This window comes from Afipia sp. GW822-FHT04G07 (assembly GCF_058800765.1).
Genome location: NZ_JBXAMP010000001.1, coordinates 2,659,018 through 2,670,868, shown reverse-complemented (window position 1 = coordinate 2,670,868; position 11,851 = coordinate 2,659,018). Strand labels below are relative to the sequence as shown.

Below are 11,851 nucleotides of genomic sequence, written 5' to 3'. Positions count from 1 at the left end.
GGCCGGTTCATCAGGGGAGAACGCAATGACGAAACGACACAAAGACAAAATTTCCAGCGAGAAGACCTCCAGCCGCCGCAGCTTTCTGAAAGTCGCCGCCGCTGGAGCCGCCGCGACGGTCGCGGCCCCGGCCCTTGCGCAGAGCGGCCCGGTCAACATGCGCTTCCAGAGCACATGGCCGGCCAAGGACATTTTCCACGAATACGCGCAGGACTACGCCAAGAAGGTCAACGACATGACCGGCGGCGACCTCAAGATCGAAGTGCTGCCGGCGGGCGCCGTGGTGCCGGCCTTCCAGCTGCTCGAAGCCGTGTCGAAGGGCACGCTCGACGGCGGCCACGGCGTGCTGGCCTATCACTACGGCAAGAGCAACGCGCTCGCGCTGTGGGGTTCGGGTCCGGCGTACGCGATGGACGCCAACATGCTGCTCGCCTGGCACAAGTACGGCGGCGGCAAGCAGCTGCTCGAAAAGCTCTACAAGTCGATCGGCGCCAACGTCGTCTCGTTCCCTTACGGACCGATGCCGTCGCAGCCACTCGGCTGGTTCAAGAAGCCGGTGCAGAAGGTCGATGACCTCAAGGGCGTCAAATTCCGCACCGTCGGCATCTCGATCGACGTGTTCACCGGCATGGGCGCCGCCGTCAACGCGCTGCCTGGCGGCGAAATCGTCTCGGCGATGGATCGCGGCCTGCTCGACGCGGCGGAATTCAACAACGCCTCTTCGGACCGCGTGCTCGGCTTCCCGGATGTGTCCAAGGTCTGCATGTTGCAGAGCTACCATCAGAACGCCGAACAGTTCGAAATCATGTTCAACAAGAACAAGTACGATGCATTGCCCGAGAAGATGCGGGCGATCCTCGACAACGCGGCGGAAGCCGCGGGTCAGGACATGGCCTGGAAGGCGATCGACCGCTATTCGCAGGACTACGCGGAGATGCAGTCCAAGGACAAGGTGAAGTTCTACAAGACCCCGGACGCGGTGCTGCAGAAGCAGCTCGATATCTATGACGAGGTCGTCACCAAGAAGTCCTCCGATCCGCTGTTCAAGGAGATCGTGGAGTCCCAGATGGCCTTCGCCAAGCGCGCGACCCAGTGGGAGCAGGACACGATCACCAATCGGCGCATGGCCTACAACCATTACTTCGGGCCGAACGCCAAGAAGAAGACCTGACGCAATAATCAGCACGAACCAGGCATCATCCGGGATGGAAATCCCGGATGATGCTTTGTATCGTTTCGACAATTGCTCTGACGTTTTTTTCAAAAACCAGTGACGGCCCCCATGAAAACTGAGCGTGCTCTGCACACTATCGATGGTATCAGTACCTGGACCGGCAAGGCCTCGGCGTGGCTGATCGTCGGACTGATGCTTCTCGTCTGCGCCGAAGTCTTCAAGCGCTACATCCTGAACATGCCAACGGCGTGGATTTTCGACGCCTCGAACATGCTTTACGGCACGCTGTTCATGATCGCCGGCGCCTATACGCTGGCGCAGAACGGTCATGTGCGCGGCGACTTTCTCTACAGCTCGATGCTCCCGCGCAGGCAGGCGACGCTCGATCTGATCCTTTATCTTGTATTTTTCCTGCCCGGCATCTTGGCGCTGGTTTACGCCGGCTGGGGCTATGCGGTGGACTCCTGGCGTATCAACGAACATTCCAACGTCACGGCCGACGGGCCGCCGGTGTGGCAATTCAAGTTCATGATTCCGCTGGCTGGCGCGCTGCTGCTGCTGCAAGGCGCCGCCGAAATCATGCGTTGCGTCATCTGTTTGCGAACCGGCGAGTGGCCGAGCCGTCTCCAGGACGTGTCCGAAATCGATGTCGTCGGCGAACAGCTTGCGAACAGCGAATACGTCGACGAGGAGTCGCGCAAGATCGCGATCGAGAAGGCGCAGCAAATTGAGGAAAGCGCGCGTCAGCGCGGCATGGGTGGAGACCTGTTGAAATGAGCGATCCCGCACTCGGTCTCCTGATGCTCGGCCTGATTGTGGTCGTCATCATCATGGGCTTTCCCACGGCCTTCACGCTGATGGGCCTTGGCATGTTCTTCGGGCTGTTCGCCTATCACCGCGCGGGCGAATCGTGGGCCGACAATCACATCTTCGACCTGATGGTCCAGCGCACCTACGGCGCGATGACCAACGACGTGCTGATCTCCATCCCGCTGTTCGTTCTCATGGGTTACGTCATGGAACGCGGCGCGCTGGTGGACAAGATGTTCTATTCGATCCAGCTCGCGTTCCGGCGCGTGCCTGCGTCGCTCGCCGTGGCGACGCTGATCGTCTGCACGTTCTGGGGCATCGCTTCGGGTCTGGTCGGCGCCGTCGTCGTGCTGATGGGCGTGATCGCGTTCAACCCGATGCTGAAGGCGGGCTACGACGTCAAGCTTGCAGCCGGCGTCATCACCGCCGGCGGCACGCTCGGCATCCTGATTCCGCCATCGGTCATGATCATCGTCTATGCGGCGGTCGCCGGGCAATCGGTGGTCAAGCTCTACGCTGCGGCGATGTTTCCGGGTTTCTTTCTGGCGTTCCTCTATCTCGTCTACATCATCGGCTGGGCGATCCTGAATCCGAAGATTGCGCCGAAGCTGCCCGAGAGTGCCACGCGCATTCCGGTGCGGCCATGGATTGCGCAATTGCAGCAGGCCTATTCGCAGAAGATGCTGCCGACGCTGCTTGCAGCCACCGTCGCGCCGTCCAAGGCGCTGGCGATTACGGTGGACGACGCGCGCGTCAGCTACAGGATGGTCCTGCAAAGCCTCGGCTATGCGCTGGTGCCGCTCGTTCTCACCGTCGCGACCCTGTGGACAGCGTGGTGGTACGTGGTGATCCACCCGCAGCCCGACGCGCCGTCTCCGGCAGCGATCACCGAGCGCGTCGAGCAGCCGCAGGCACTGGGCAGCGGTTCGGCCGACACGCCCGCTGAAGAAAAACTCGAGGAGCTTGGCGGCGGTGCCGCAAGCTCCGAATCCTCCAGCGCCAGCAAGCCGGAAGTTCTCCAGCAAATGGGGAATGCCGATTTGCAGAACCAGACGTCGTCGGCCCCGGTCGATGCCGGTCCGCCGCAGGCGTTCTACACCTACTTCGCATTCACCTGCGCAATCTTCGGATTGCTGCTGCTCTATTACTACTGGACCATGGGGCCGGAGCAGTTCGAGGTGCTTCGCTTGCTGACGTCCTCGGTGATGCCGCTCGGCATCCTGACGGCGGTGGTGCTGGCGGTCATCCTGCTCGGCATCACGACGGCGACGGAATCCGCGGCGGTTGGTGCGGCGGGCGCGTTCCTGCTGGCGTTCCAGGCGCGCACGCTCGACTGGAAGCGCACCAAGGAAGCGGTGTTCCTGACGGCGAAGACCACCTCGATGGTGTGCTGGCTGTTCGTCGGCTCGGCCCTGTTCTCGGCGGTGTTCGCGATTCTCGGCGGGCAGGCGCTGCTGGAGAGCTGGGTGTTGTCGCTGAACCTGACGCCGGTTCAGTTCATGATCCTGTCGCAGGCGATCATCTTCGTTCTCGGCTGGCCGCTGGAATGGACCGAGATCATCGTGATCTTCGTGCCGATCTTCCTGCCGATGCTGAAACACTTCGGCATCGATCCGATTCTCTGGGGCGTGCTGGTGTTCGTCAATTTGCAGGCGGCGTTCCTGTCGCCGCCGGTGGCGATGTCGGCGTTCTATCTGAAGGGCGTCGCGCCGTCGCATGTCACGCTCAACCAGATTTTCGGCGGCATGATGCCTTACATGCTGATCGTGATCGTATGCATGATCTTCATGTATATCTGGCCGGGCCTGACGCTGTGGCTGCCGAACTATCTTTACGGCGGCTAGCGCCGGAAAACCGCCGGAACTTGAGGCACGGCCCCGCATGAATCATGCGGGGCCGTTCTTGTGAGGCGTGAAGGCGGCTCCTAGATTGGGTGCATGAGCGACGCCCAATCCCTGTTTTCGGTTCTCAGGCAGACCGCCGATCCGCGTGTGTCGGACGCCATCGCGGATCTGGTCGCGCACGGCGAGGACCATGAACTGAACCGCATCAATCTCGTCGATTTCTCCGCCAGACGCGGTCTCGACGAGGAGCGCGTGATCTCGGGCTTCCTCCACGCCTCGCGGCTGGGCATCTTCGATCTCACCTGGAACGTGCTGTGTCCCGGATGCAGCGGCGTGCTCGGCGCGCATGACACGCTCAAGCAGCTTCGTCCCGAGGATTATCATTGCGGCCTGTGCGCGGCCGGCTATCAGGCCTCGGTCGACGATCAGGTCGAGGTCGCCTTCACCGTCAGCCCGCGGGTGCGGCGCATCGCGGCGCACGATCCGCAGACATTGCCGAGCTGGGATTACTGGCGGCAGATTTTCTGGAGCTCGGGCATCGATATTTCCGAAGGCTCGTTCGAGCGGCTGGTGAGCGAAGCCACGCTCGAAGCGATCGAACTGGCCTCCGGCGAGAAAGCCGTCGTGTCCCTGCAACTGCCCGCGCAATTCGTGATCGTGTTCGAGCCGGTGACGCACTCGGCGCTGTTTCTCGACGTCAAGGGCGAGCCGACCAAGGAGAAGCAGAACGCCTCGATGGTGTTCGACGGCGTCCACGCGCCGACCGGCACTATCGAAATGCGCCCCGGCCCGCTGCGCCTCGCGCTGGACAATCAGGCGGGAACGCGCGTACTCCCGTCGGTCTGGATCGCAGGTGACGCGCTCCATGATCTGCTCGGCAAGCGCAAGCCGATCGTCACCGCAAAACGGATCCTGGCGAACCAGACCTTCCGCGATGTCTACAAGGCGGACAATCTCAGCATCGACCAGCGGCTCAAAATCACGTCGCTGACGTTTCTGTTCACCGACCTCAAGGGCTCCACCGCGCTTTACGAGCGGGTCGGCGATCTCGCGGCGTTCGATCTGGTCCGTGCGCATTTTCGGGCGCTGCTGGAGATCATCGCGTCGGAAGCCGGCGCCGTGGTGAAGACCATCGGCGACGCGGTGATGGCGACATTCGTGCGGCCGGAACAGGCGGTCGCGGCGGGTCTTCGGATGCGCGAGGCGATGGATGTGCTGAACAATCAGCGCGGAACCAGGGATCTGCTGGTCAAGATCGGCATCCACGAGGGCGCGTGCCTCGCGGTGATGCTGAACGACCGGCAGGACTACTTCGGCCAGACCGTCAACATCGCGGCGAGGGTGCAGGGGCAGGCCACGGAGCGGGCGATCAGCGCCACCGGGGCGGTGGTCAAATCCCCGGCGGTGGTGGAGCTTTTGAGCAAGGCGGGACTGACGCCGGCGGAAAAGAGCGTCGAATTGCGCGGCATCGCCGATAAGGTCGTGATCTACGAGATTCCGTGACGGCCGTATGAAGGCTCCGGCAGGCGGCTTTTTCGCCCACGGCAAGCGTCCCGGGAACCGGCCCAGATTGCCAGACTTTCATTTTCAGGCCATAGAACCAAATGACTTTGTGCCCTAGAGTCCGGTGCTGGGTTCCGGTTCTGATTGCAGAGATTGATGCTCGATAAATTACGCCACTTCATTACGGACATTGTTTCCCCCGCCGGGACCGAGACTCGCACATTTGCTGATGGTGACTATCGGCTCGCGGCGACGGCTCTTCTGATCCATGTCATTTCGCTCGATGGCGAACCGTCGGAAACCGAAAAAAGCAAGCTGCACGCGCTGCTCGAATACCGCTTTGAACTCGACCCGGGCACGGCCGACAAGCTGATTGCGGACGCAACGCTGGTGGAAGGCGAGGCGGTCGATCTCTACCACTTTACAAGCATCATCATGCGCACCCTCAACGAGGAGGGCCGGCTGCGCATCATCGAGATGATGTGGGAACTCGTTTTTGCCGATGGCCATGTCACGGAGTTCGAGGACAACATCGTCTGGCGCGCCGCGGACCTGCTTGGCATTTCATCGCGCGACCGCATTAATCTCAAACACCGCGTGGCCGATGGCCGGCTTGCGCGCGATACGGCGACATAATTTGCTTGTTTTTTGATGGATTTTTCAGCGTCATTCAATTTCCTGGGCGAAGCGCAAAACAACTGAAATGCAATCATGACTGAACGGGTCACGTTGATCACGGGTGCTTCCTCGGGCATCGGCGCGGAGCTCGCGCGGATTTTCGCGGCGAATGGCTACAAGACTGTTTTGGTCGCGCGCCGCGAAGATCGCCTCAACCAGCTTGCGGACGAGATCGCCGCCACCGGAAAAACGCGCCCCGCCGTCATCGCCTACGATCTGAACGAGGAGGGTGCCTGCGACCGCATCGCGGCGGCGCTCGAGGCGATGGGTGCTGAGGTCGAGATCGTCGTCAACAACGCGGGCTACGGCCTGTTCGGCGATGCCGTCGACCTCAACCGTGCGCAGCAATTGGCCATGGTCAATCTCAACGTCCGGGTGCTCACCGATCTCACGCTGCGGTTCTCCGAAAGCATCATCCGTCATCGCGGAGGCATTCTGAACGTCGCCTCCATCGCGTCGTTCCTGCCGGGTCCGCGCATGGCGGTCTATTACGCCACCAAGGCCTACGTGCTGTCCTTCACTGAGGCGATGCGCGGCGAACTGGGAGCAAAGGGCGTGCGCGTCACGGCCTTGTGTCCGGGGACGGTACCGACCGAGTTTCAGGGCGTCGCTGGCTTCAAGCCGGGCCTCGATTCGGCGGTCCTGAACCTGTCGGCGGCCGCCGTCGCGCGGGCGGGCTATCGCGGGCTGATGTCGAACAAGCGGCTTGTGCTGCCCGGAGTCGGCGTGCGGATGATCCCGTTCATGCTGCGCTTTGCCCCGCGCAGTCTGGTGCTGGCGTCGGTCGCCCGGGTGCAGCAGAAGCGCTAGGGGGCATGGCCCCGAAAAGTGGGCACCGGTTTTCGGACAGGGCCATGCCGTTAAACCAAACCTGGTCCACAGGCGCAGATCACATCCGCGAAATCCCGGCTCGACGCCGCCTTGGCAACACAATATTTTCAATTTCGGCGTCCAATAGAGATGCTTGTCCTCCGCCGGGGATTGAAGACGAAAATCGATGCTGTGGCCTGATGCCGATCGACCCTCAGAGTCCTGCCCGACACCTTTCGGCCCGCCGACTTATGGCCTGACCACCTGCGGTCGGTTCACCGCGCTTCCGGTACTCATCATCCTGCATGGGCCGATGTCCACTCCGGGACGGGTCGGCAATGCGCTGCGCGCCATGGGTCATCCCCTCGACATTCGCCGCCCGGTGTTCGGCGATCCGCTGCCGGAAACGCTCGAAAACCATGCCGGCGCGATCATGTTCGGTGGCCCGATGAGCGCCAACGACAGCGAGGATTTTATTTCGCGCGAGATCGACTGGCTCGCGGTGCCTCTGAAAGAGCAGCGGCCGTTCCTCGGGATTTGTCTTGGTGCGCAGATTTTCGCGAAGCATCTCGGAGCCCGGGTGGGACCTCATCCCGAGGGTCGCGCCGAGGTCGGCTACTATCCGATCCGCCCGACCGAAGCTGGCCGCAGGATCTGCACCGACTGGCCCGATCACGTTTATCACTGGCATCGCGAGGGCTTTGAGCTTCCGGTGGGCACCGAGCTTTTGGCGGAGGGTGACGATTTCCCGGTGCAGGCGTTCCGCAGCGGGCGCTGTTTCGGCATTCAGTTTCATCCCGACGTGACCCACGCGATGCTGCATCGCTGGACCACGCGCGGGCACGAGCGCATGGCGCTGCCGGGCGCCCGCGCGCGCGCCGATCATTTCACCGGACGCATGATTCACGATCTCGCCGAGCGGGCGTGGCTGACCGCGTTTCTCGACGGCTGGCTGCATCGGCCGCCGCCGCCAACCGGTGCGGTCGCATCGCTCGCGGCGGAGTAACGCCCGCTAGCCGGCGGCCTTCGTCACGATGCTGATCTCCGATGTCAGCGTGCGATGGACCGGGCACTTGTCGGCGATTTCCATCAGCTTCTGGCGTTGCTCGGCGTCAAGATTGCCGTCGAGCGCGATCGTGCGTTCGATCCTGGAGATCATGCCTTCCTTGGTTTCGCACTCTTCGCAGTCCTTGGCATAAACGCGGCTGTGCTTCAGCGTCACCGTGGCGCGGTCGAGCGGGATCGTTTTTCTGTCGGCGTACAGCCGCATCGTCATCGACGTGCAGGCGCCAAGCGCCGCCAGCAGAAGATCGTAAGGCCCGGCGCCGGAATCGCGGCCGCCGACATCCACAGGTTCGTCGGCAATGATCCGGTGCTTGCCGGCCGAGATCAGATTCTGAAGTTTGCTCGCGCGCGTCTCGCTGACGACAACGACGCCCGCGGGCGTGTCCGAAGCAGCGCCTGCCTCTGCCGCAGGGGGTGCATCGAGATAGCGCATCGCCCAGGTCGAGATCATGTCGGCGACATAGTGCGCATCGCGCTTCTGCGTCAGCAGATGGTCAGCGCCGGTCAGCGAAATAAAGCTTTTGGGATGTTTCGCCGCGATGAAGATGCGTGTCGCATTGTCGATGCCGACATAATCGTCGGTCGGCGAATGGAAGATCAGCAGCGGCTTGTGAAGTTTCGCGATGGTCTCGGTCAGCTTGTGCTCGGCGATGTCGTCGAGGAATTCGCGCTTGATGCGGAACGGCCGCCCGGCCAGGGAGACCTCAAGCTCGCCCTGTTCGCGGATCGCCGGGATATGATCCTTGAACAGATGCGTGACATGCGCGGGATCGGACGGAGCAGCGATGGTGGCGACGCATTTCGCTTCCGGAATCAGCGAGGCCGCGGCGAGAATCGCCGCGCCGCCGAGACTGTGGCCGATCAAAATGGAAGGTGCGCGCTTCGTCTTGCGCAGGTGATCCGCGGCCAGCACCAGATCGCCGATGTTGGAGGAGAACGTGGTGTTGGCGAACTCGCCCTCGCTGGCGCCGATGCCGGTGAAATCGAACCGCAGCGTGGCGATGCCGTGTTTTGCGAGACCCTCCGCGATCCGCTTCGCTGCCAGCACATCCTTGCCGCAGGTGAAGCAATGCGCCAGCAGCGCGGTGGCCGTGGGCTCGCCGTCCGGCAGGTCCAGCGAGGCAGCCAGCATCAGCCCGTCGGAGCCGGGAAACTGGAATTTTTCGGTCGTCATGATAGGCCCCATTGCTTGATGATCGCGTCGCACATGACGCGCATCCTAGCGCAGGACGCGGAGACTTTGGGGTAACGATGCTTTGGGCAGGATTTTTGCAGCAACTCCGGAGGAGTTGGTGGAGCCAGGCGGGATCGAACCGCCGACCTCGTCATTGCGAACGACGCGCTCTCCCAGCTGAGCTATGGCCCCTTGATCGGCCGGGCCTTTGCAGGCTGCGGCGGACAAGCGGGGCCATTTACAATCCCGATCATGGCCAAGTCAAGAACGCCAAAAAGTGGGATTCCCAGCAGTTTTAGGCCGGGAACCTCCCTTGTTTGCAGCGCCGCGAACCGGTATTGAGGCGGACGTCCACAGAAGCGAGCCAGCAACGCCATGCGCGCCATTCTCGACATCATCAACGTCATCCTCGATCTGTACGTCTGGCTGCTGATCGCCTCGGCGATCCTGTCCTGGCTGATCGCTTTCAACGTGGTGAACACCCGCAACCAGTTCGTCGCGGCGGTGGCCGAGTTTCTCTACAAGATCACCGAGCCGGTGTTGCGGCCGATCCGGAACGTCATGCCGAATTTCGGCGGCCTCGATATTTCGCCGATCATCGTGATCCTGATCATCATGTTCATCCAGCGCGTGATTGCCTATTACATCTATCCGAACGTGATCTGATCGCGCCGGGTACGCTGCTGCCGTGACTCTTCCGTGGCGCTTCTCTACGCAGGGTATCAGCGTCGCGTTGCGCGTCACGCCGCGTGGCGGACGCGATGCGATCGACGGCATTGAAACACTGGCCAATGGCCGCAGTGTCGTCAAAGTCCGCGTTCGCGTCATCGCCGAAGGCGGCGAAGCCAATCGCGCGGTGACCGAACTGCTTGCCAGCGCGCTTCATGTGCCGAAAAGCCATGTGCGCGTGTTGTCCGGCGTGACCTCGCGGCTGAAGCAGGTGGCAGTGGACGGCGATCCGAAAAAACTCGGCGAGGCGCTGGCCGCACTCACGGCAACAACGTCCTGACGTGACGCGCGACCATCGCGCATCCGGAATCCGCCGCGCGATGCGAGGAATATCCTGCTGCGTGCCGCCTGCTGCAAAGAACGTCGCGCGTGTGAAGCACGGTGTCGTCATGTGTTTTATTGCCTGATTTGACAGGGTTTTTCGGGCCAATAGGTTTTCCGTCCCGCACTCAGTTGAAACGGATGGAATCATGTCCACAAAATTCAAAGAGATCTTCGAGGCGACACAAGCGGCGCTCAGGCAAACGCCGGCTCAGTCGGAAGTCTGGTATGAAACGCAAACCAGGTTAGGCGCCGGCGTCGACAGCACTGCATCGGTTCGCCAGTTCTCCGTGCGTGTGGATGAGCCCGACGGGCTGGGCGGATTGGACACCGCGCCCAGTCCGGTCGAATACATTCTCGTGGCGCTGGGATCATGTCAGGAAATCACCTACCGGCTTTATGCGGACGCGCTCGGCATTCCGCTGAATGGTGTATCGGTGAAGCTGAAGGCGTTGCTTGATCTTCGCGGTTTCTTCGCCGTCGATGAAACGGTCAAGCCGGGATTCCAGTATATCGAGGCCACGGTGACGTTCGACAGCCCCGCCTCGGAAGACGATCTGCGCCGGCTGAAGGACACGGTCGATCAGCATTGTCCGGTTCTCGACATTCTCCGCAATCCGCTGCCGGTGTCCATCGTTGTCGGGAAGCATCAGGCCGCCGCACACGCCGCAGCCTGACCCGCAAGGCGCGAGGCGGGTCCCGCCGCGCATCAGGTGCGAGCGCCCTTTTTACGACACAGACCGCTTCCTGACCGGAAACACCGCTGCCAGAACTGGCAGCGGTGTTGCATGGCTGTGGGCCTTTGCTATATCGCAGCGTCAATCCGGGGAGATCGAATGACGGCCCAAATCATCGACGGAAAAATCATTGCGGCGGACCTGCGCGCGCGTGTCGCCGCGGAGGTTGCGCGGGTGAAGCGCGATCACGGCCTCACACCGGGGCTGGCGGTGGTTCTGGTCGGTCACGATCCTGCCTCCGAGGTCTATGTCCGCAACAAGGGCAAGCAGACCGAAGCCGCCGGCATGGCGTCGTTCGAGTACAAACTGCCGGCGGACACATCGCAAAAGGATTTGCTGGCGCTGGTCGCGAAGCTCAACGCCGACGCGAATGTCCACGGCATTCTGGTACAGCTGCCGCTACCCGCCGGGCTCGATACGCAGACCGTCATCAACGCGATCGATCCGGCCAAGGATGTCGATGGCCTGCATCCGGTCAATGCCGGGCGTCTCGCCAACGGTCTGCCCGCGCTGACGCCTTGCACGCCGCTCGGCTGCATTATCCTGGCGAAAACCGTTCACGCCTCGCTGGAAGGCCTGAACGCCGTCATCATCGGCCGCTCCAATCTGGTGGGCCGTCCGCTGGTGCAACTGCTGCTCAACGAGAACGCCACGGTCACCATCGCGCATTCGCGCACGCGCGATCTTTCGGACATCTGCAAGCGCGCCGATCTGCTGCTGGCCGCGGTGGGCAAGCCCGAGATGGTCAAGGCCTCATGGATCAAGCCGGGCGCGACCGTGATCGATATCGGCATCAATCGCATTCCGGGCGCGGACGGGAAAAACAAGCTGGTCGGCGATGTCGCCTATCAGGAGGCGCTTGGCGTCGCCGGCGCGATCACCCCGGTGCCCGGCGGCGTCGGGCAGATGACGGTGGCGTGCTTGCTGGTCAACACGCTGCGCGCGGCATGTGCCATCAAGGGGCTTGCGGTGCCAGCGGTGTAAGAATTGTCATTGCGAGGAGCGC

The 11,851-nt window shown here is 62.3% G+C and carries 12 protein-coding genes and 1 tRNA gene; 11 read left to right on the top strand and 2 right to left on the bottom strand.

Translation table 11 applies throughout. The features are described from left to right. Positions 1–25: 25 nt before the first annotated feature. From AC1RKJ_RS13040 to AC1RKJ_RS13010, 7 genes are all read left to right on the top strand, one after another. Positions 26–1,171, top strand: a complete 1,146-nt coding sequence (locus AC1RKJ_RS13040; RefSeq protein ID WP_492791379.1) for a TRAP transporter substrate-binding protein — start codon at positions 26–28, stop codon at positions 1,169–1,171. Between the two features lie 111 nt (positions 1,172–1,282). Next, positions 1,283–1,951 (top strand): TRAP transporter small permease subunit, encoded by a 669-nt coding sequence (locus tag AC1RKJ_RS13035; RefSeq protein ID WP_492791378.1) that lies wholly within the window; start codon positions 1,283–1,285, stop codon positions 1,949–1,951. Then, the gene (locus tag AC1RKJ_RS13030; RefSeq protein ID WP_492791377.1) at positions 1,948–3,828 is read left to right on the top strand and encodes a TRAP transporter large permease; all 1,881 of its coding nucleotides are present in this window, start codon (positions 1,948–1,950) and stop codon (positions 3,826–3,828) included. The genes AC1RKJ_RS13035 and AC1RKJ_RS13030 overlap by 4 nt, the downstream gene beginning before the upstream one ends. Before the next feature lie 93 nt (positions 3,829–3,921). Further along, complete coding sequence (locus AC1RKJ_RS13025; RefSeq protein ID WP_492791376.1) at positions 3,922–5,331, top strand: adenylate/guanylate cyclase domain-containing protein; 1,410 nt, start codon at positions 3,922–3,924, stop codon at positions 5,329–5,331. A gap of 156 nt (positions 5,332–5,487) precedes the next feature. After that, positions 5,488–5,967, top strand: coding sequence for a tellurite resistance TerB family protein (locus AC1RKJ_RS13020; protein ID WP_492791375.1), 480 nt, complete (start codon positions 5,488–5,490; stop codon positions 5,965–5,967). Between the two features lie 75 nt (positions 5,968–6,042). Further along, positions 6,043–6,819, top strand: coding sequence for an SDR family NAD(P)-dependent oxidoreductase (locus AC1RKJ_RS13015; protein ID WP_492791374.1), 777 nt, complete (start codon positions 6,043–6,045; stop codon positions 6,817–6,819). A 187-nt stretch (positions 6,820–7,006) separates the two neighbouring features. Next, positions 7,007–7,825: a glutamine amidotransferase gene (locus AC1RKJ_RS13010; protein ID WP_492791373.1), complete on the top strand. Its 819-nt coding sequence runs from the start codon at positions 7,007–7,009 to the stop codon at positions 7,823–7,825. A gap of 6 nt (positions 7,826–7,831) precedes the next feature. Here AC1RKJ_RS13010 and AC1RKJ_RS13005 read toward each other — a convergent pair whose 3' ends face one another. Beyond that, complete coding sequence (locus AC1RKJ_RS13005; RefSeq protein ID WP_492791372.1) at positions 7,832–9,058, bottom strand: bifunctional alpha/beta hydrolase/OsmC family protein; 1,227 nt, start codon at positions 9,056–9,058, stop codon at positions 7,832–7,834. A gap of 116 nt (positions 9,059–9,174) precedes the next feature. Next, positions 9,175–9,250, bottom strand: a tRNA-Ala gene (locus AC1RKJ_RS13000). A 183-nt stretch (positions 9,251–9,433) separates the two neighbouring features. Here AC1RKJ_RS13000 and AC1RKJ_RS12995 point away from each other — a divergent pair. From AC1RKJ_RS12995 to folD, 4 genes are all read left to right on the top strand, one after another. Next, entirely contained in the window at positions 9,434–9,724 is a 291-nt protein-coding gene (locus AC1RKJ_RS12995; RefSeq protein WP_492791371.1) for a YggT family protein, read from the top strand. A 22-nt stretch (positions 9,725–9,746) separates the two neighbouring features. After that, entirely contained in the window at positions 9,747–10,067 is a 321-nt protein-coding gene (locus AC1RKJ_RS12990) for a DUF167 domain-containing protein (RefSeq protein ID WP_492791370.1), read from the top strand. A 190-nt stretch (positions 10,068–10,257) separates the two neighbouring features. Next, positions 10,258–10,785: an OsmC family protein gene (locus tag AC1RKJ_RS12985; RefSeq protein ID WP_492791369.1), complete on the top strand. Its 528-nt coding sequence runs from the start codon at positions 10,258–10,260 to the stop codon at positions 10,783–10,785. A 159-nt stretch (positions 10,786–10,944) separates the two neighbouring features. After that, on the top strand, positions 10,945–11,829 hold the full coding sequence (gene folD / locus AC1RKJ_RS12980) for a bifunctional methylenetetrahydrofolate dehydrogenase/methenyltetrahydrofolate cyclohydrolase FolD (RefSeq protein ID WP_492791368.1): 885 nt from the start codon (positions 10,945–10,947) through the stop codon (positions 11,827–11,829). Positions 11,830–11,851 lie beyond the last annotated feature (22 nt).